The sequence below is a fragment of the Vibrio aerogenes genome (assembly GCF_024346755.1).
Lineage (GTDB): Bacteria > Pseudomonadota > Gammaproteobacteria > Enterobacterales > Vibrionaceae > Vibrio > Vibrio aerogenes.
Window position 1 is genome coordinate 321,334 of record NZ_AP024862.1, and the last position, 20,558, is coordinate 341,891.

The 20,558-nt window shown below is 45.2% G+C and carries 19 protein-coding genes; 8 read left to right on the plus strand and 11 right to left on the minus strand.

What is annotated here, in order from left to right; all coding sequences use genetic code 11:
- Positions 1–571 precede the first annotated feature (571 nt).
- Together OCV29_RS19130 and OCV29_RS19135 are read left to right on the plus strand one after the other, a co-directional pair.
- Positions 572–982 (plus strand): OsmC family protein, encoded by a 411-nt coding sequence (locus tag OCV29_RS19130; protein WP_073604994.1) that lies wholly within the window; start codon positions 572–574, stop codon positions 980–982.
- A complete protein-coding gene (locus tag OCV29_RS19135; RefSeq protein WP_073604993.1) occupies positions 969–1,805 on the plus strand; it encodes an AraC family transcriptional regulator in 837 nt (278 codons plus the stop codon). Before OCV29_RS19130 ends, OCV29_RS19135 begins: the two co-directional genes overlap by 14 nt.
- On the opposite strand, the gene OCV29_RS19140 is transcribed toward OCV29_RS19135, so the two are convergent.
- Positions 1,776–2,642 (minus strand): M14 family metallopeptidase, encoded by an 867-nt coding sequence (locus OCV29_RS19140; RefSeq protein ID WP_073604992.1) that lies wholly within the window; start codon positions 2,640–2,642, stop codon positions 1,776–1,778. The two genes, OCV29_RS19135 and OCV29_RS19140, sit on opposite strands and share 30 nt — an antisense overlap.
- 456 nt (positions 2,643–3,098) lie before the next feature.
- Here OCV29_RS19140 and OCV29_RS19145 point away from each other — a divergent pair, with 456 nt between their 5' ends.
- On the plus strand, positions 3,099–4,004 hold the full coding sequence (locus OCV29_RS19145; protein ID WP_073604991.1) for a DUF808 domain-containing protein: 906 nt from the start codon (positions 3,099–3,101) through the stop codon (positions 4,002–4,004).
- Between the two features lie 36 nt (positions 4,005–4,040).
- Here OCV29_RS19145 and pyrC read toward each other — a convergent pair whose 3' ends face one another.
- Positions 4,041–5,084: a dihydroorotase gene (gene pyrC, locus OCV29_RS19150; protein ID WP_073604990.1), complete on the minus strand. Its 1,044-nt coding sequence runs from the start codon at positions 5,082–5,084 to the stop codon at positions 4,041–4,043.
- Between the two features lie 240 nt (positions 5,085–5,324).
- Between pyrC and OCV29_RS19155 the strand changes: the two genes are divergently transcribed.
- A complete protein-coding gene (locus OCV29_RS19155) occupies positions 5,325–7,142 on the plus strand; it encodes a hybrid-cluster NAD(P)-dependent oxidoreductase (protein WP_073604989.1) in 1,818 nt (605 codons plus the stop codon).
- Positions 7,143–7,162: 20 nt separating this feature from the next.
- Here OCV29_RS19155 and OCV29_RS19160 read toward each other — a convergent pair whose 3' ends face one another.
- The gene (locus OCV29_RS19160) at positions 7,163–7,792 is read right to left on the minus strand and encodes a cupin domain-containing protein (RefSeq protein ID WP_073604988.1); all 630 of its coding nucleotides are present in this window, start codon (positions 7,790–7,792) and stop codon (positions 7,163–7,165) included.
- A gap of 176 nt (positions 7,793–7,968) precedes the next feature.
- On the opposite strand from OCV29_RS19160, the gene OCV29_RS19165 reads away from it, so the two are divergent.
- On the plus strand, positions 7,969–9,081 hold the full coding sequence (locus tag OCV29_RS19165) for a 1-acyl-sn-glycerol-3-phosphate acyltransferase (protein WP_073604987.1): 1,113 nt from the start codon (positions 7,969–7,971) through the stop codon (positions 9,079–9,081).
- Between the two features lie 76 nt (positions 9,082–9,157).
- On the opposite strand, the gene OCV29_RS19170 is transcribed toward OCV29_RS19165, so the two are convergent.
- Both OCV29_RS19170 and OCV29_RS19175 read right to left on the minus strand, forming a co-directional pair.
- Positions 9,158–9,727: a hypothetical protein gene (locus OCV29_RS19170; RefSeq protein ID WP_245796942.1), complete on the minus strand. Its 570-nt coding sequence runs from the start codon at positions 9,725–9,727 to the stop codon at positions 9,158–9,160.
- A gap of 198 nt (positions 9,728–9,925) precedes the next feature.
- Positions 9,926–10,231: a DUF406 family protein gene (locus tag OCV29_RS19175; protein WP_073604986.1), complete on the minus strand. Its 306-nt coding sequence runs from the start codon at positions 10,229–10,231 to the stop codon at positions 9,926–9,928.
- Positions 10,232–10,748: 517 nt separating this feature from the next.
- Between OCV29_RS19175 and OCV29_RS19180 the strand changes: the two genes are divergently transcribed.
- A complete protein-coding gene (locus OCV29_RS19180; protein WP_073605255.1) occupies positions 10,749–11,210 on the plus strand; it encodes a TetR/AcrR family transcriptional regulator in 462 nt (153 codons plus the stop codon).
- Positions 11,211–11,475: 265 nt separating this feature from the next.
- Positions 11,476–13,392 (plus strand): putative bifunctional diguanylate cyclase/phosphodiesterase, encoded by a 1,917-nt coding sequence (locus OCV29_RS19185; RefSeq protein WP_073604985.1) that lies wholly within the window; start codon positions 11,476–11,478, stop codon positions 13,390–13,392.
- A 211-nt stretch (positions 13,393–13,603) separates the two neighbouring features.
- Here the strand turns inward: OCV29_RS19185 and OCV29_RS19190 are convergent, their stop codons facing one another.
- From OCV29_RS19190 to OCV29_RS19210, 5 genes are all read right to left on the minus strand, one after another.
- Complete coding sequence (locus OCV29_RS19190) at positions 13,604–14,218, minus strand: DNA-J related domain-containing protein (protein ID WP_073604984.1); 615 nt, start codon at positions 14,216–14,218, stop codon at positions 13,604–13,606.
- A 345-nt stretch (positions 14,219–14,563) separates the two neighbouring features.
- Complete coding sequence (locus OCV29_RS19195; protein WP_073604983.1) at positions 14,564–15,313, minus strand: substrate-binding periplasmic protein; 750 nt, start codon at positions 15,311–15,313, stop codon at positions 14,564–14,566.
- A gap of 111 nt (positions 15,314–15,424) precedes the next feature.
- Positions 15,425–16,756 carry a basic amino acid/polyamine antiporter gene (locus OCV29_RS19200; RefSeq protein WP_073604982.1) on the minus strand — a complete coding sequence of 444 codons (1,332 nt, stop codon included), beginning with the start codon at positions 16,754–16,756 and terminating at the stop codon, positions 15,425–15,427.
- Between the two features lie 23 nt (positions 16,757–16,779).
- Positions 16,780–17,691: a homocysteine S-methyltransferase family protein gene (locus OCV29_RS19205; protein ID WP_139281650.1), complete on the minus strand. Its 912-nt coding sequence runs from the start codon at positions 17,689–17,691 to the stop codon at positions 16,780–16,782.
- A 285-nt stretch (positions 17,692–17,976) separates the two neighbouring features.
- The gene (locus tag OCV29_RS19210; RefSeq protein ID WP_073604981.1) at positions 17,977–19,197 is read right to left on the minus strand and encodes an aldose 1-epimerase family protein; all 1,221 of its coding nucleotides are present in this window, start codon (positions 19,195–19,197) and stop codon (positions 17,977–17,979) included.
- Between the two features lie 286 nt (positions 19,198–19,483).
- Here OCV29_RS19210 and OCV29_RS19215 point away from each other — a divergent pair, with 286 nt between their 5' ends.
- Complete coding sequence (locus tag OCV29_RS19215; RefSeq protein WP_073604980.1) at positions 19,484–20,032, plus strand: GNAT family N-acetyltransferase; 549 nt, start codon at positions 19,484–19,486, stop codon at positions 20,030–20,032.
- A 17-nt stretch (positions 20,033–20,049) separates the two neighbouring features.
- Here the strand turns inward: OCV29_RS19215 and OCV29_RS19220 are convergent, their stop codons facing one another.
- Positions 20,050–20,214 carry a hypothetical protein gene (locus OCV29_RS19220; protein WP_175561580.1) on the minus strand — a complete coding sequence of 55 codons (165 nt, stop codon included), beginning with the start codon at positions 20,212–20,214 and terminating at the stop codon, positions 20,050–20,052.
- Positions 20,215–20,558: the final 344 nt, after the last annotated feature.

The window sequence follows — 20,558 nt, forward strand, 5'->3', positions numbered from 1 at the left end:
GATGAGCGTATCGTAAAATGTCGACGTTTCCTGTAAGAGATATCTCACAGCCATTGTAGGACATGGCTGCTTTTCGATATGACTTTTCGCTATTGTTTTTGATTAAATTATTGAAATTAAATAAAAATAAATAATTAGGCAATATCACGGTGAAGTTGTTAAATGATCTTCCGGGTTTTCCGGGCGGACATATTATCTTAATCTTAAGTTGTCAGCAGGATGTTGAACAAGCACTCAGGGATTGATGCGCTTCAGGAAGAAGACAAGACTATTCAGGACGAGTAGTCAGCCAGGAAGGCTTTTGAGAAACATGGATAGTTTTTTCTGTCAGGAAGACAGGATAACGGACACCGCCAGGAAGGCGATGAAATGGAATGTGCTAAAGGATTTAGCGGATTGTCATGGAATAGATGCAGGGAGCATTGTTAGTAGCCGGATTGCTGCGCACAAGGTCAGGAACCCCGCCAGACGTAAGTTTGGTGGGGTTTTCTTTATGGGCGTTAATATTGTTAAATGGACCGCTACCCTGTAGGATGAGCTCATTTTTCCGGATAATGAAGAGTTCGAATGTATGCAAGCTGAAGTCACATGGATTGAAGGGTTGAAGTTTCTGGGCCAATCCGGTTCCGGCCATAGTGTGGTTATGGATGGTAATCAGGGAGAGTCTGCACCGAGTCCGATGGAGGTCGTATTGATGGCTGCGGGTGGTTGTAGCTCGGTTGATGTTGTCGATGGCTTAAAAAGTGCTGATCAGCAGGTTTTGGGGTGTCGTGCAAAACTGACAACTGAACGTCGTGAAACTGCGCCACGGGTTTTTACACAAATTAATATTCATTTTGAAGTCAAAGGGATTGCTCTTGATCCTACCGTCGTTGCTCAGGTGACTTCTGACTCGTTACAAAAGTATTGCTCAGTCTGTTTGATGCTGGGTCACTGGGTTGAAATGACGCATACCTGGCAAATTATCGATGTCGACGAATAACCGTCATCAACGTCCGAAAAAGACCACATGGCATTTACATCCCCGGCTGGATATTCAGCAAGCGCCTTCTGATGTCTTTATGAATTTTGAAGCGTTTGTTTCAAACACAGAAACAAGAGTTCACAGCCATCCGTGGGGACAGGTACAGCTTATCTCTGGCGGAATTCTGGAAATGGAGGCAGAAGGCACCCGTTTTCTGGCGCCGCCTCACCTGGCTATCTGGGTGCCAGCAGGGACGACACACCGTAGTTACAATCGCAGGCCGATAGAATACTGTTCCCTGAACATTGATATGTCTTTAACAGAGGCTTTTCCGGCAAAGACCAGCCTGATCAGTGTGACGCCAATCATTACGGCTATTATTGAAGACTTCCGGCTGCGTCAGATTGGTATTCCTGAGACAGAAAAAGATCAGCGCCTGATACAGGTGCTGCTGGATCAACTATCCGCACAGGAAGTAGAGCAGCATTTTATCCCCGTTTCCCAGCATAAATATCTGGCGCCGGTACTTGCGTATGTCGAGGTATATCCGGCGGATAATACCAGCCTGAAAGAGTGGGCTCAGCGGGTACATACAACGGAAAGAACACTGGCCCGATATTGTCAGACTGAGTTGGGAATGAGCTTTACGGAGTGGCGTTTGCGCGTTCGGTATCTTTACTCTATGGAATTACTCAGAAATGGTCGTTCGGTTAAACAGGTTGCGCTGACGCTGGGATACCGTCAGGCGAGCCCTTTTATCAGCATGTTTAAAAAATATGCAGGGATCACGCCTGAACAGTATAAATACAGATTACTGCCTGTGATTCAGGATGAAAGTTAAACCTCCGGTAATGGCGGCCACCTGCACATCATCGCATTGCTCACGGGTCAGTTCATCCGGACAGACTCTGGTCGTCGTCCGGAAGTAGCAGTTTGTTAATCCGTTACATCGTCTGAGTGCTTTCATTGCGATATGACTGACGCCGCCTTTCATATCACCATCTTCCCCAAACTCAGTTTTTAAAACCTGCTCAGCGGCCGACATGATCGCCTTCTGAAATGGATATTGAGGGTTTTCTGTATCGGTCACCAGGCTGAATGCTCTGCGGGTTGACCGGATATGATGTGTCTGCTGTGCAGAATCATCTGGCTCAGGTGTGGTTTCCTGAAGGTCGAAGTGAGCAATGACTTTCGATGAATAGGCGGCAATCAGCCGAATCAGATGAGATGACTCTTCACAAGGGCTGGCTGAATAAAAATGACAGTCTGGGTCGTATGTGTGTGGATCCTGAATATTTGAGCTTTCATAGCTTCTGGGGCTGACACAGGGCACACATAATAAGTTGAAGTATTTTGTATATGATGAGGCTTCAGTTTCCAGAAACCGGAGGAGCCCTGAAATGCTGCTGCAATCCTGTCCGTGAACACCACCAGTGAGTAAAATCACCGGATGTTTATCATGCCAGTTCTTATTTTTCAGATAGTACAACGGATAGCGTTCCGGATCGCAGGACAGAACACCATATCTGGAGATGATGAAATTATTTTCCAGATGCATGATACGTTTAACGACATCAGTTTGGTAGTTCGTTTCCCCGGTTTCATCATGTCTTGTCCCTTCTGTGGTTTTCTCTGGCCTGTGACCGGGCACCTGCATTAAGTGATAAGGTGAAATCATGTTAGTCCTTTGAACGTTTTTGACGTTATCAGATTGGAAAATACGTGTGTTCGTCCACTCAGACCATCCGGAAGAACCCGTCATCTGGTGGATACAATCACCACTTGTTTTATTATCAGAATTTATAGGGTCTGTTGACCTTTTGAGTACATTTTTGCAGCAAATAACAGGCGCCATGGAGATGGACCATGCCGGTTTGCTAAACAGGCGATTAATATCATTCATCACACCTACATATAAGCGTAATAGCTGAATAGCCTGTTCGCAAATTGTAATCATATCCTGTTGATTTATAATGACTTGTTATTGAATGATTTATCAGTCTGTATATCCGTGTCCAGAATATCTCTTCGGATCATTTTTGCGAAAAACTGTATGTAAACCAGTCTTATGTCATGTTCTCACGGGAGAATAATCGTGGTAAATTCAGGGTCCGGATACAGCAAAGGGTGAAAGATGGCGGGTCTGAGTTTACTGACATTACTGGATGATATAGCCACAACTTTAGATGATATTGCCGTGATGTCTAAAGTGGCTGCCAGAAAAACAGCCGGCGTTTTGGGTGACGATCTGGCTGTAAATGCACAGCAGGTATCTGGTGTTGCAGCAGAACGTGAAATCCCGGTCGTTTGGGCTGTGGCAAAAGGTTCGCTGAGAAATAAAATGATTCTGGTACCACTGGCCTGGTTGTTGAGTCTTTTTGCGCCGTGGATGATGATGCCTTTACTTTTGATCGGCGGCTTATATTTGTGCTTTGAAGGCGCAGAGAAGCTGGCTGAGAAGTGGTTGCATGCATCAGATCCGGATGAGGATGAAGCGAGTCGTGAGGTCGCTGGACTTTCTGTTGAAGAGTATGAACAGCGAAAGGTTGCCGGTGCGATCAGGACAGATTTTATTCTTTCTGCTGAAATCATTGTGATAGCACTGGGGACGGTTCAGGAGCAGAGTGCGCTCAATCAGATACTGGTGATGAGTTTTGTTGCAATTCTGATGACAGCCGGTGTTTACGGTATTGTGGCTGCAATTGTAAAGCTTGATGATCTGGGTTTTTATCTGGAACGTCATGCAGGGCGCAGCCGGTTACTCAAAAATACCGGAAAAGTATTAGTCCACACCGCGCCAAAATTGATGAAACTACTGACTGTTGTCGGGACGGCCGCGATGTTTTTAGTGGGAGGGAATTTAGTGATTCATCAGTGGTCTTTTGCACATCATCTCCTTGATCATATGACGGGCTGGCTGCCTGAAAGCGGAAGCCTCCAGACAATAGCCGGACTGATTGTTCACAGTATTACCGGGCTGGTACTCGGCATGGTACTGGTTGTGGTCTGGCACCTGTTTAAGCGCCCATGGAGGGCTTGAGCGGTTTGCGGAGCCAGATATATCCAGATCAGAAAATTACTCAGAATGGTATGACTTCACTTTCCAGAGAACAGGCTCGCCACCGCGGATAGGTACCACAGTTTCATCACCAAACGGCATGGCTTCCGGAACTATCCAGCTTTCTTTCACTAATGTAATGGTCTCTGTATTTCTCGGAAGTCCGTAGAAATCCGGCCCGAAGTGGCTTGCAAATCCTTCCAGACGATCAAGGTGTCCGGCCTGTTCAAAGACTTCTGCATATAATTCAACCGCCGCATGTGCTGTATAAGAGCCAGCACAGCCACAGGCCGTTTCTTTCTTATGCTTTGCATGTGGCGCTGAGTCTGTTCCGAGGAAGAACTTCGGACTGCCGGAGGTTGCAGCCTGAATCAGAGCTTGCTGGTGTGAATTACGCTTGAGGATCGGCAGACAATAAAAGTGCGGCTTAATCCCGCCAACCAGCATGTGGTTCCGGTTATATAACAGGTGATGCGCTGTAATGGTGGCGGCAACATGGCTACCTGCCTGATGGACAAATGCCGCTGCCTCGGTGGTCGTAATATGCTCCAGAACAATTTTCAGGCCCGGAAAATCCTGCACGACAGGCGCCAGAACCTCTTTTAAAAACGTCTTTTCCCGGTCAAAGATATCAATCTCATTTGTTGTGACTTCCCCATGGACAAGCAGTAGCATGCCAGTTTCCTGCATGGTTTCTAAGACCGGATAGATGTTTTTGACAGAAGTGACACCGGAGTCAGAGTTTGTTGTGGCCCCGGCTGGATAGAGTTTTGCCGCGACAATCAGGCCAGATGCTTTGGCCGCTCTGATTTCATCCGGTGTTGTATTATCCGTCAGATAGAGAGACATCAGAGGTTTAAATGATGCTGCTGGTCCGGCACTCATGATGCGCTGATGGTATTCGGCTGCCAGTTGGGTCGTGGTAATGGGCGGAATCGTATTCGGCATGATCAGCGCGCGTCCGTTATAACGGCTGATATCCCGGACTGTATCTTTTAAAACCCCGCCATCGCGGAGATGCACGTGCCAGTCGTCAGGCCGGGTAATTGTTAAAGCTGTCATAGAAGATTCCACCATGTATAAGTTGTAAGAAATAAACTGCGTACTTTTGTTGAAAGTTCCACAGGCCGGGCGACAGGATAATAGAAGAAAAAGTAATGGATTTCACCCATTAATTGCCGGTATGGTTACCCGTACCGGCCAATAGCCGGAATCATGCCTCCTTTGGCTGTTCAGGTATAATTTTATCCGGATCACCGGAATGTAATGATGAGAAAGTAACAACCCAAAAAAGGAAAGAAAATGTCGTCAGCGAAAGTCAGTCAAATCAATGTTTATCCGGTGAAGTCAACCGGAGGTATCTCAATATCTCAGAGCTGGGTCGAAAAACAGGGGCTTGCTTTTGACCGAAGGTTGATGCTGGCATTGCCTGACGGGCAAATGATCACAGCGAGATCGTTTCCACAGATATTGCAGATATCCAGTGTCATTGTGGCTGATGGATTGCGTTTCAGTGCAGAAGGAATGCCCGCTTTACACCTCAGATATCAGGATTTCAAAATGCAGGCAGTTGATAGTACTGTCTGGAAAGATACGTTTACTGCCTACACAACCACCGATGAAGCGAATGACTGGTTCAGTCGTATTATCGGTAAACACATCGAAGTGTTATTTACCGGTGATATTTCTCATCGTTACCGGGAGAAGCTTGGGCATGAAGTCAGTTTTGCCGATGGTTACCCGGTGTTGTTGATTAGTGAAGCATCGCTGGATGCGTTGAATGAGCGAAGCACGGAGCATCATCAGATGTCTCAGTTCCGGACGAATCTGGTGGTATCCGGGACAGAACCATTTGCGGAAGATGGCTGGAAACGCATCCGGATAGGTGACGTTGAATTTGAAGTCATGAAGCCTTGTGAACGTTGTATTATGACGACGGTTGATCCCGTGACCGGTAAACCGAGGCCAACCAAAGAGCCACTGCGGACGTTATCACAATTCAGGGCTAATGAATCAGGCGAAGTTTGTTTTGGTCAGAATCTGGTGGCCAAAAATGAAGGGATGATTCGGACTGACGATCCGATCGAAGTTCTGGAATATCAGGAGAAGGCCGTTTATCCCGAACTGCAGGAACAGGTGGTGCTCGAGTGTGTTGCGCGGGAAGAGATTGCCCGTGATTTTGTGACTTTCTGGCTGTCGGCAAAACAGGGCGCTGTTGCCGGTTATTTGCCCGGACAGTACATGTCCGTTGAACTTCAAATCGATGGCGGGCCGGTATCGCGTTGTTATACCCTCTCTTCTTCGCCATCCAGACCTGATTCGGTTGCACTTTCAGTAAAGCGGGTACAGGGCGGTACGGTATCAAACTGGCTGATTGATCATTTTCATCCCGAACATGTTTTACTGGCAAAACAGCCGGACGGTGTTTTTCATCTCCCTGAATTATCTGACAAGCCTTTGCTCTTGTTGTCAGCCGGAAGTGGTGTGACACCGATGTTATCTATGGTTCGCTGGCTGGCTGATCACAATCAACTTGATGATGTGGTGTTCTATCACCAGTGCCGCAGTGTGGAAGATATTCCCTGTCGCGATGAATTGCAGTCATTGCGGCAGGCGCATTCCGGATTACGTGTAATTTTCTCGCTGACGCAACCGCCGGTGGACTGGTTTGGGTTGAAAGGACGGCTGTCTTCGGCACATATGAAGCAGGTTCCGGCACTGGATGCCAGAGAAGTTTATATTTGTGGTCCTGAAGGATTTATTGATCAGGCCAGAGGACTTCTCGCCGAAGCGGGCGTTCCTGAAGATGCCTGTCATCAGGAATTATTTACAGCCGCTTCTGTGACAGTTGACGCGCCATATCAGGATTTAATCATTCGTATGAATGATCATCAAATCACGGGTAACAACCAGCAAACGCTTCTGGAACAGGCTGAAAATCAGGATATTTCGATACCATACAGCTGCCGTGCCGGTTTGTGTGGTGCCTGCCGGGTGAAAGTGACCCAAGGCAAAGTCAGACAGGAAAGCTCTCCGGCGCTTGATGAAGATGCGGTGGCGCAGGGTATCGTCCTGGCCTGCTGCTGTACTCCGGAAACAGATGTGGATATCAGTTTCTGACAGCTATCTTTGTCTCGCGGCTATTCGTGTCCGGACTGGCTGTTTTCCCCAAGAATCAACTGACGCATCTGTTGATATTGTGTCAGTTGTCCCTGAAACAGTGTGTCTGCAATTTGGACAGAATTGCTGCCGGATAGCTTCATCTTCTGTGCTTCTCTGACGAGCAGGGCTGTGTGCACTTCTGCTGACAGCCTATTTTCTCCCGCGCTCTTCTGCGCTTGCCAGTGCAGCACCTGCTTTGTCTGAGCAGCTGGCAGGGACGGGCTGAATTGTTGCATTTCATCTTTCAGAACGGCAGTCAAATGTACAAAGACTGCTTCCTTCCGTGTAGCGTTTTTCAGGCGCTGAAGCAAAGATAAACACAAACCAGAAGGTGAAACATAGCCTGCCTGTGACGGGAATATGTCTGCCAGACGGGCTGAAAATTCAACATGAACACCACGGGTTCCCGGCAGGAATGTCAACGCATTCAGACAACGAAAGGGAATCCAGATTGCCTGACCGGCTGCGACGATATACTCAGACTTCCCGAGCCTGAGTAACATCATTCCTTCTTCGATGAGAAAAAACTGGTGTTTCAACGATTTTTTTCTGGCGGTGAAGATGAGGAAATCTTCCTGAAAACACTCACTTTGTATAGCGTAATGCATATTGAATCTCTCTGTTGCAGAAGCGCGTAAGGTTAACGTCTTTCAGTGAAAAAGCCAAACAGCCTCTGGCTATGTTATGCATCTGGTCTGACCAGATTATGACATACTGAAGAAAAGCTGCGGATAAACTGAACTCCGCGTAGAATGGGCCAGTTTTTTTTCAAAGAAATGAAGTTATGACATCTGAAACAGACCCGTATGCGGAAATTCGCCCGTATACTGATGCCGAAATACCGGCAGCGATTGATCGATTAATTCAGGATGATGAATTTATCCACGCTATTGTAGAGCATCGGTTCGACCGGCATAGTGGATGGGTAAAAGCTTTATTTTCTCCTCTGGTTAAAATTTATCTGAGAGTGAAATGGGCAAAACTGAATTCTGTCGAAGCGATCCAGCTTGAGGTGAAGAAATATCTCGAGCAAACCCTGAAAAGCACTTCCCGGGGCGTGACCTATTCCGGACTGGATAAACTTGATAAAAATCAGTCCTATTTGTTTGTCTCCAATCATCGTGATATTGCGATGGATCCGGCGCTGGTCAATTATGGCCTGTATACGCACGGTCACCAGACGGTGCGCATTGCAATTGGCGATAATTTGTTACGTAAGCCATGTGCTACTGAGCTGATGAAGTTAAACAAAAGCTTTATTGTAAAAAGGTCTGCAAAAGGCCCCAGAGAAATGATGAAGGCACTGGGTACATTATCTGCCTATATCAAAGATTCTCTGGATACCGGAAATTCAGTCTGGATTGCTCAGCGGGAAGGTCGGGCGAAAGACGGGAATGACTTAACCGATCCAGCACTTTTAAAAATGTTTCATGTCGAAGGACGGCGGCAAAAAACGGATTTTGCGACTTATATTCAGTCACTCAGATTGGTCCCTGTGTCAATTTCATATGAAAATGACCCATGTGATATTGCTAAAGCAAAAGAGTTGTATGAAAAAGCGACTCAGGGCGCATATGAAAAGGGCGAGTTTGAAGACATTGAAAGCATTATTCAGGGGATTGTCGGTGATAAAGGGCATATACATGTTGCCTTTGGCGATGTGATTGAGCAGGAGTTTGAATCGCCTGAAGCCCTTGCAAATGAAATTGACCGGCAAATTCACCGTAACTATAAGCTGTTTCCTGTGAATCTTCTGGCGGCGGGAAAGGAAGAAAGTGCCGAAATCACTGATGATACCCGCCAGACGCTCAGACAGAAGCTGTCCATGTTACCGGAAGGTGCACATGAGTATTTATTGTCAAGCTATGCCAATCCGGTAAAGAACGTGCCTGAATAACAGAGCTACGCGCATCACTTGTTGCTTGGACAAGATGATCATCACATGATCGCCATCAGTTGTCGGGTAAGCTTGACTACCTGACAACAACACCGCCCAGAGTGAGTTTTTCCGGCCATTTTTTGATGACATTCCCGCCAAGAAAAATGTTGCCTTTGACGGTGAGCTTATCTGGAAAAGCTCTGATACCAGAACCACCAATGTGCAAATCCCCATCAACAATCAGCCCGTCCGGAAGCTCTTTTAACGGTGTTCTGACCACACTTAAATCACCTTTTACCCGAAGTCTTGCCGGTAATTTATTCAGAGATGTATCGGTGAAATTAAGATAGCCGCCAACCCGGATACCAGCTGGCCAGTTTTTTATCCGGGCGCCCAGAAAATTAGCCGAACCCTTAATTTTTGTCCCTCTGGGAACATTTTCCAGAGCACAATTTGTGGCGACAAGGCTTCCTTGTACGTCGAGTCCCCGCGGCAATGATTTAATGTCTGTCCGCGAGATATTGAGATCCCGTTTTACCGTCAGGCCTTCCGGTAACTGGGTATATGGTTTATCGGTTAAATCGAGGTTGCCGTAGTTATCCAGATAATTCAGCAGGTGATAATGGTCAAGCAAAGCTGCTGATAGCGGTAAATGTATCAACAAGAGACATCCGAAAAGAAAGGTGATAATTTTACGCACGCTTGTATTCTTATACTGAAAATGTGTGAGTTTTAGTATGGCGGAAGCGATTCTGGCTTTCAATATCAATGGAAGGAAAGATAAAGAGGCAACGTGTTGCACAGATCACTCCGTGGCCCGTCAGTACGTGCATTGACGTATCGTCAGGCCACGGAAAAGTCATTACTCTTTTATCAGGGAGCGGGACTTCAGTTCAAAAATTATTTTTTCAGCGCTGACTTCAAATTCAAACCGGGCCGTAAGTTCCTGCGTCTCTTCATTGATGGGATCAGCTTCATACTTAACATTGGCACAAACCTGTTTCGCAAGTTCGATATATTTATCCAGTTCAGACTGTAACGCTTCATTGGTGCCACCCATGATTTTTACATCGGCAACATTGTCCCCTTCCTTGATGATATAACCGATTTCTCCGAAGGTTCCGCATGCTTCGCAAACATCATTTTCAACCGGGTCATTTGTGCTCATAAGATATCCTCTAAAATAACGACTATTTCAGGCTCATTATACTTGAAACTGAAGAGAATGATTTGGATTTATTTTATTCCCCGCAACCCGGAAAAATATCAAATGTGTCTCAGAACTGTCTGCTTGTTGTTAAATTTGCTGCGAAATTTCTTGAGGCTAATTGAGCATATATAAAAAACAGATGACTCTTTCGGGTTATATATAAAATAACTGAATGTGATTTTGTTCACGAAATCATCAGTTGCATTGATAGGAATGTAGCAGATTTGGTACGAGTTAATTGTACACCCTCCGGGATTTGAGAACATGAGGTAAAAATAAAGACAAGTATTTCGTTTATCTGTAATGAATTGCGGTGGTCACCGAAAGTATACCGATGAACTGAAATTCAGGGAATTTCCGGAATAGTGTGTTTTTGATACCGGGTTCTCTGGGGCAATATTATTTTTACACGGCAGAAATATCTTCTCAGGGTTTGATGGAGATAGCCTTATATTTTTTTCGAGAGAGCAGAACTATGCCAAAGCGTAGCAAAGAAGAGACAGAAATTACTATCCAGACTATTTTGGATGTAGTTGTCGACCAGATTTTAAATTTGGGATACGACAAAATGTCATATACAACGTTAAGTGAACAGACAGGTATTTCACGCACAGGAATTAGTCACCATTTTCCCCGCAAGATTGACTTTGTGGCTGCATTAGATAGTAAAATATATCAGCTTTTAATCTCTTATCTTGATTTGGACAGTGGTATTCAGTCGTTTCGTGAAAGCTGGATCAAAGCCTTAAAACAACCTCAGTTTATTGCAGTATTACGGCTTATTTTTCATCATATTATTTCTACCGAAGGCTCGGCTGAATTTTCCAGGAAAGGTTTGGATTGCGTTTATTCCCAAATTAAAGACAACCTGGGAGAAGATGCGGAAAAAGAGCTGGAGTGGTTAATTGGAAAGTCGTTAATCGTCATGGGACAGTGAGTCATAAAAAGGCTGTGAAAACAGTCTTTTTATTCATTTAATTTTATGATGATTCAGTCAAAAAACAGACGTTAGCATTACTGTACAAGTTGAGTATCTTATGCAGGATTTACGGAGTGAATGATATTAATATTTCTATTGTCTCATATATGTATTTAGCCTTATTTTTGTTAAATTAGTGTGATGATGGTGATGAATATTGATTCCGGTTGTCTTCAATGGTATTCGTAAAAATTAAAAACGGCATAGTTTGGATATTCACAAGATGCTGAGTATTAACGTTGATGGACTGGTTGTGCCGGAAACTTTTCTGGATAGCTGGCGCAACATTGTGCATTTAACAACAGATTTCCTTCAATTAAGTTCTGCTGCCATTTATGTTTGCAGAAATAATGATCAAGCAGAAGAACTGTGCCGGTATGTCAGTCAGGACAGATGCGCTCAGATGACTTCTGAATCTGTGATTCCTTTTGTACACATTGTCATGAAATCGCATCAGTCACTGTGGTTTCCGGATTCTGGCGGCCAGAAGTCGGATGAAGGCAATGATAATGAAGGCACAACGCATTTAGTCAGTGAACCGGTTTCAACCGTGAGCATGGCCGGGGCGTTTCCTTTGTTCTGGCCGACAAGACAGTTATTTGGCGTACTCGTGGTTGTGGACGATCAGCATAAAACACTGACAGAAAATGAGTCCTTACTACTGAACAATTACCACCATACGATAGAATCTCATCTGGCCAGTATCTACCAACAGGCCGAAATCCATCATTTGAATCAGCACGTAGAACAGTACCAGAATCTGGACTTTAAGAACCTGACAGACTTTTTATGTAAAGAAATCGATCGCCGTAAAGTTGTCGAGCAGCAGCTTCGCTATCATAAACATTATGATTCCGGAACCGGTTTTTTAAACCGCTTCTCACTGGATATGAAACTGAGGAACCTTTTATCGGTGAATCAACAAGAATTCGGCGTGATTTATATCGGATTCAAAAATGCATATTTATTACAAAGCCAGTTCGGATATCAGGCATGGGATGAGGTGCTCAAGCAGTACAGAAAGCAAATTGCGTTGATCGACAGCCAGTTCCGGATCACCACGGGCCGGCCAAATTCAACCGATCTGGTATTGATTGTTGAATCTGACCAGCTGATATCTGATTTAGAAACAATATGTCATGCACTTGCTGAACAAAGCCAGACGGAGATACAGGTGCAGAAACATTCTTTTCCACTGAGGAGCTTTGCCGGCGTTTCAACCGCTTCGGAAGGGCAAACGTCTGTGGCATTAGTTGAAGACGCTTTTTCGGCGATGCTGTCCTGTAAAGAGTCGGGTGACCACTGGACTTATTCATCAGAGCTACTGGCGAAGTCACCATTGCGCATCCATCAGCTGGAAAACTTTCTTTATAACGCGGTTAAAAACGAAAACATGTTGCTGTATTTTCAGCCCAAAGTTTGTCCGGATACTTATCAATGGCAAGGTGCAGAGGCGTTATTGCGCTGGCAGCATCCTGTGCTGGGTGATATTTCCAATGAAACACTGATTCATCTGGCAGAAAAAAATGGATTAATTTTTGAAATCGGCAGCTTCGTATTACATGCAGCAATCCGGAAGGCGAGTCAGTGGCGGCATGATGCACCCGTGTTTAAGATCGCGGTGAACATTTCTGCAAAGCAGCTTTGTGATATCCGGTTAGTTGAGCAGGTAAAAAAATACTTAAAAGAGTTCCACCTTCCGGCAAGGTTCCTCGAAATTGAAGTGACCGAAAGTGCCCTCATTACTGATGAAGTGATGGCCCGTGAGGTTTTAGAGCGTTTACACGCTTTAGGGATTACCCTTTCTCTGGATGATTTTGGAACCGGCTATGCTTCCTTCAGCTATCTGAAAAAGTATCCGTTTGACTGTATTAAAATAGATAAAAGTTTTATTCATTCCATTGAGCATAACGACAAAGACCGGGAAATCGTCAGATCGATTATTCAGATTGCAGGGAAACTGGATTTGCAGGTGATTGCAGAAGGGATTGAAACGCCAGCGCAGGAACAGTTTGCAATCAGTGAAGGCTGTTCTTTTTGTCAGGGCTTCCTTTATGGACGGCCGATGCCATCTCATGAATTTGAGAAGAAGCTGATAAAACAAAAACAGGTGCTGTCCGGCTGTCATAGTCCGAATTAGCCGGTGGCCCGGTTGATGTGATGATAAAGAGAAAGAAATGAAAACCCCGGCCGGATTCTCTCAGGCTGGGGAGTACGAATTGAAGGGCATGATTGAATGAACGTGATGTATGCCAGTTAGCGTGTCATATGACAATTAAAGTACGCTATGCAAATTAATGTACGCTATGCAAATTAATGTACGCTATGCAAATTAACGTATGCTATGGAAATTAACGTAAAGTATGCCAGGCTTCACAGAGAATCCGGAATTTATCGGCATCTCCACCCTGCCTGTCAGGGTGCCAGCGCAATGCGAGCCTGCGCCAGGTTTTTCTGATATCAGAGTCCGATGCATCGATAGGCAATTTGAATAATTTCAGTGCTCTGGCTCTGTCCATATTTGCGACGTTGTCGAAGCCCATATGCTTCTTGTAATGTGTCCAGAAGTCATTTAACAGTCGTTTCACTTCTCCTTCACTCGCTTCATAGTTCGACCACTGAGTATAGTAACTGCGAAGGGGATCGGATTGATCGATGAAGTGGGCAACATGGCTCTGAACATGGCTTAATTCTATATTCATTGCTTCAACCTGCAGCCATTTTTCAGGGTAGAGCATTTCCTGTAACTGATAGAGCGCGTTCATGATCAGAAAATTTCTTTTGAACACATCTTTTTCCGGCGAAGGGTCTAATTCCGAAATATACCCAAGCTCATTGAGCCGGGCTGAAAGGACATGGACTTTCCATCCTGATGGCTCATGCTTCAAGATTTCAAGAATGGGCCAAATCAGCGGATTTTCCATATGAGACTGGAACGTCGCCTGCAGCTCCTGACTTCCTGACATATTTCTACTCCTTGGAGTGATTAAGCATCGCAGTTTATTTGTCGTGCGATTGCGTGACTTTGCAAATACTCTGGTATCGTTTCCGGCATTGCGGTCCATATGATGGCCGTATGCTATGACATGAATACGTTTCATTGCATGGAGCTTGCTGCAACTCCAATCCTTTTGAGTATAGTAGTCGGATAAGTAACCATGTCAAAACAATTCAAGGATTTTCGGTTTTGCATCTCTGAATCATCCTGTCAGAGACCTGCTTTTGCCGCACAGGTCTCAGTTCAGATTGTTTTGGATTTCATTTTTCATGGTCAGAGATATTCAATGCAGTGTTATTTTATCAATGTATTGCTATTCAGGATGGCTGATCAGGTGTCTGAGCTGTCCATTACTTTCAAGCTCTTTGTAGGCTGCCGACAGTCGTTCATAGATCGTTTTTGATGTTTTCTTACTTAATGCCAGATACTCTTGCATAGAAAAGGCAAACAGAGACTTCTTAAATAAATCAGGTGAAATATGAAGTCGGGCAGGCATGTTGGCAAAGGTAATATCATCGATCAAAAAGAAATCGACCCGTTTTTCAACCAACAAAAGAAAGAGCTGTTCCTGACTGGTGACGGCCTGGATGCTTTCCGGCGGAAAGTTCATAGCGATCAGAAAGTCTTCATAAAATGATTGTCTCTGCACCGCAATTTTATAAGCCTTTAAATCACTCAGAATCCGGATTTTGGCGTCACTTGAGGCATGTTGATAAAAATGGACGTCGACTCTGGATGTCAGCGGGCCAATCCAATAGAAAAGTTGTTCCCGTTTTAGTGTTCTTCCCAGACAGCCGACTAAGAAGTTCTCTTTAGTCAGCCCATAATTAAATACTCTTGCCCAGGGTAATAGCCTGTATCTGAAAGGGATATTGGCCTGATTTGCAACTAATTCAGCAATCTCGTAAAACTTGCCTTTTATCTGTTCATCCTGCTGATATACATACGGATAATACATGCTGCAGGCAATATCGAGGGTGATTTGGGGAGGATCTCTGGCAAACACAGTCATGCTGGCGGACAGAATCGATATGAGTAATAAAATAGGGTTGATGAAATTCATAACTGATACTCAATACCCGCAGGTGAATTTTGTCGCCAGCTTGCAGCGTTCCGGACGTATACATCATCAGAATAGCACAGGGAAAGCATGTCGTTGGCTTTGGCGTTGTATTCAGGTCTTTACCGTTTCAGGATGCTGGCTCTTTTGGGTGTAAAAAAACAAAATCAGGCCAGGAACATACAAGATAGCGGACAGGAGTAACGTATCCAGACCGGCAGCATAGATCAACCATAAGCCATACAGGCAGGCCCCGGTACCGATGCTCTTCACCGAAAGGCTGGTTTTTATCCGGAATGATAGCTTGACTAGAAAAGCAGCAACCAAAAAATAAGGGACCAGTATCATTGATGTTGAAATCAGAACCAGAGTGTTATATCCCTTGCCGGTGAACATGACCATGAATAAGCAAATCTGAACGGTTAAGCTTGTCATCATTAATGCTGCCGGTGATGTACCATTTTCATTTTTTTTACTGAAGCGTTTGGGGAATGCACCGTATTCGGCTGCGGTACAGGGAACTTCAGCCGAGTAGATAATCCAGCTCAGGTAAGAAGCCAGTACCGAGATAATCAGTCCGATACTGATAAGAATTTTTCCGCCCACGCCGGTCATGAACGCCATGATGCCTGACATGGAGGGATTGGGTAGTGAAGCCACTTCAGCCCGGTTCATCACCCCTAAAGACAGCAGACTGATGGCAATATACAAAATTAAGGCAAATATCACACCCAGGCATGTGGCTTTACCGATGTCATGCCGGTTTTTTGCCCTTTCAGACAGAATGATTGCCCCTTCAACGCCGGTAAATACCCAGAGTGTAATCAGCATGGTATTTTTCACCTGATCAATAAATGGCGTATTCAGGGCTTGTCCGGTCTGATCGAATGTAAATTTTGCCGGATCGAAATACCACCAGGCACAGCCAATAAATATGATTAATGGCAGACTCTTTGCCAGTGTTGCCAGTAAATTAATCAATGCAGCCTGTTTTACGCCACGTAAAATCAGAAAATGAACGATCCATAAGATCATGGATTCTCCGGCAAATGCCGGCAAAGTGTTCCCGTCGCCAAACAGGACAAAGTTCTGCGTATCTGTCAGAGACCCGATCGCAGCAAAGGCCACGACAAGATAACTGACGACGCCAATTGTGGCACACAGCCAGTATCCCCAGGCTGACAGAAATCCGGGTGTGTCACCAAAGCCTGCTCTGGCATAGGTATAAATGCCGCCATCCAGTTCAGGCACCAACCGGGACAAATGCAAAAAACATCCGGCCAGCAGTAAAATGCCTGTTCCGGTAATTACCCAGCCAAGGATAATTGCATCGACACCTGCAACTTCAGCCATGTTCTGTGGCAGGCTGAAAATACCCGCGCCTACCATAGAACTGAAGACTAACGCCGTGAGCGCCGTTAGTCCGATTTTATGATTGTTATTCATGAAGTGGTGTTCTTATTTTTTAACTATTTTAATTTTTTATGGAGTTCCGCAATATGCTGTGTGCCGATACCACAACACCCCCCAATCAGGGTGGCTCCCTGCTGACACCACTTTTCTGCCCATTCCAGATAGGTGACTGGGGTTAAATCGGCTCTGACTTCGTCCAGTCCATCGTTCGCTGTGGCATCTTTCGTCTGTGGGGCGAAAGCATTGGCGTAAGCACCGGTCTGAATATGTGTCGCATCGTGTTTGGCTAATGTCTGATGGGTGACCGCCAGAGCTTCTTCAATCACTTCAGGCTGACAGCAATTGAATAAAATGGCGCTGACATTCTGTTCAATCATGGCTTCTGTTGCCGCAGTGACACTTTCTCCTGAGCGCAATACCGGGTATTCAGTCGGTTCTGAGTCTTCCAGAGTGAAGGCGACCCAAACAGGTTTTGGCTGCGGACTGAATCGCTGAATAGCAGAAATCACGGCAACAGACTCTGCGATGAGGCTTTGGGTTTCCAGTAACCAGAAATCAACGTAAGGTGCCATGCCGCGGATTAATGGTTCAGCAATCTCATCAACCTGTTCAGGTTGGTACAAGTCGGGTCTGTAAGAGCCGAACAGCGGAGGAATTGAACCCGCAACCTGTGTATTCGTGCCGGATTGAGTCACTGCCTGACGTGCCATTTTTCCTGCACATCTGGCAAGACCCAATCCCTGTTGCTGAAAACGTTCTTCACCAATATGGAAAGGGACAACAGCGTAGCTGTTGGTTGTAATCACCCGGGAACCACTCAGAATAAACTGTTCATGTGCCTGTTGTACAATTTCCGGTGTTTCGATCAGGGCGAGTGCCGACCATTCAGGCTGGCGGAAAGGCGCGCCTAACCGTTCTAATTCCCGGCTCATTCCGCCGTCAAGTATCGTAATGGGATGTGCTGACATGTGTAAAGACCTCATATATTTACAGTGAGCAGGAGTTAAGTCTGAATTTAACGTCCGGATTTGTTACCAGGGTCTGTATATCATCGGTGTGAATACAGATTGTTCAGTCAGTGTCTGGCGGTTTAGACGTCTAAATGAGAAGGTAATTCAATTCTTGGGTGGATGCAACCGGTAAAGTGAACAACTGTCGGATTCTTGTTCTGCTGGGTTGCGGGACATGCTGTGTCCCGTCAGAATAATAAAATCAGGGAGGCATCACCTCCCTGAATCTGAGTGCGCTGGTGATTAGTGAACTTTCGTCAGATCAACCAGTGGCTTGCTGACTTGCTTCACTTTTTTATGACCCTGAATTTCGGCCACCTGATGAAGTGCTTTTTTGACTTCTTTCGATGTTCTCAGCACCGTATAAGTCACATCAAAGTGCTTGGATTCACCTGCTTTGATGGTTGGAACCAGTCCGAGGGGACGCTGATATTTTGTGTTATAAGCATAGCTTGTTCCCGGTTCAATTCCGGTGACATACCCCTGCTGACGGGTGTCTGTATTTTTCCACAGGGTTAACACGGGCAATTGTTTGATGTTATAGCCGACCGCAACGCCGGTATCTGATGCTTTGTTATGTAATACCGCCAGCGTATTGCCATCTTTATCGCCGATTGGTTTCAGGTTGAAGACCATCTCATCATAACCTTTGGTTGGACCAAGGTAAGTTTGCCATGTCTTCAGGCCTTTTTTCGCATAGTTATTAAACGGTGAAATCTCTTTTGCTGCCGCAGTGACTTTTGCACCTTTTTCCAGAATCGGATGACCAAAATTGGAGTGATAAATAATTTGATATTCGTCATCGTAATCGGCTTTGTTTGTCAGCGTGTCATGGATTGCAAACTGATTACTGCCCGGTGTCACGGAAAAAGAGGTATGCGTCACCAGCTCAGCTTTTTTGAAGGTTCTCTCTGAAATTTCTCCTTCAACTGTGATCGTATAAGGGGGTTGCTCATCGATGGTGACGACAACGGTTGAAGCGGGTGTATTTTGCGCCCGGCCATGCAGGCTGAGTAACTGACCATTCTCATCCACACCCGGATGACCAGTCCACTCGTAACCACAGCGGACCATCATTTCATTAAAGCCATCCAGCCAGCCAAGTCCGTTACGGCTTTCAAGATCAATAAACGCCGGATTGACGATTTCTTTGACCGGGGAATCCCAGCCTAAAATTCTTTTTCCATGTCTTTTGACATTGAAAATACCCATGCCACGGGTTGGGATCAGGGTGATTTCCAGTTCACCATTATTAATCACCAGTGTATCGACACCAGTTTGTTTACCACCATGTAGCTGAATTTTCTCAACAGAAAATGGCGCATTAATTCCTAAGTTTGAATTGGTAATTTTCCAGTTTCCGACATCTGTATTGGTTGCTGCATCAGTCAGGGTAAATTGTGCCGCATTGACAAAATACGGAGCGGCAATCAGCAGGGCAGAGACAAGCGTTTTCAATTTCATTCGTTTAATCCTTCATCTGTTATTTTAATTTTATAAACTGAATCGATTCAGCTAATAAAATACTCAGCAATGTAGCTGAATCAAATGCAAATCGGTGAAGATGTGACTTGTTTCGAATCCTGAAGCGGATAACACTGGTTTTATGATTGATGAATCACATTCAGCATTATTCTGTGTGCTGATGTGAATATCCGACAGCGATCGAATCAGGGGGGGAATTGAGCTGAACTGAGCCTGAGGGTATATTACTCATCCGGAGCTCATGAATTGTTAAGTGTTAAGGATAATGATGAAGATTAGAGAAGCCCGCCCGGAGGATGCCGGGGAATTTGTCAGTATTTACAATTATTATGTAGAAAATACCACAATTAGTTTTGAAGAAGCATGCATTTCAGCAGACACCATGCGGCAGCGGATCGCAAAAGTAGCGAAGGCTGGATTGCCATGGCTGGTTGCTGAGTCTGATGGTGTGGTTATTGGCTATGCTTATGTTTCTCCCTGGCATGACCGGAGTGCATACCGTTTTACGGTTGAATCCTCTGTTTATGTTTCACGCGATGTGAGAGGCAAAGGAACCGGCAAGCATTTATACCTTGCATTAATAGAACGGCTGGAAAAAACGCCGGTCCGTCATATTATGGGTGTGGTGGCCTTGCCTAACGAGCGGAGTGTCGGATTACATGAAACGCTGGGTTTTCGCAAAATCGGGGAAATGAAAGAGATCGGATTTAAGTTTAACCGCCTGATTACGGTGAGCCTGTGGCAATATACGTTGACCGGTGATGTTGCTGAAGCGCATGCTGCCGATGCCTTACACGAAGTCCATCACGTGTGAAGGCAGTGTGGCAGGGCTTATGCGCATTTTCTCATTTCAACGTTTTCTGTCTGAGTCTCATCCATTGCGGCTTTCTGCGCTTCCTGCACCAGACGTTGTCTTTCTGCCTCATTGTCCTTGTCCTGAGGATTGAAGCTATTTTCAAACGCCGAAGGAACTAAGTTATAAAATTGATTGAACATCAAAGTGCCTCCATTTTCAGGTTTTATCAGTACTGTTTATACCAATCTGGAAAATAAACTGATCATCTGGATGTGTCTGGTGGAGCAAACTTACAAGGGCATGGATGCCCTTGTGTAAGCGCCCATGGATGGCTTGAGCGGTTTGCGGAACCAGATATGTCCAGATCAGAAAATGACTTAGAATGGTATTAGTCATATTAATACCGACAAATTCTGCAATATTAATACCAACAAAATAAATGCCGCTGAGTCAGCGGCATTCGTGTTGGGGAGAATTATACCCATAGATTGTATAAAAGTCGACCACTTATTATACAGGCTAAGTGACGATCTGTTATACCGGT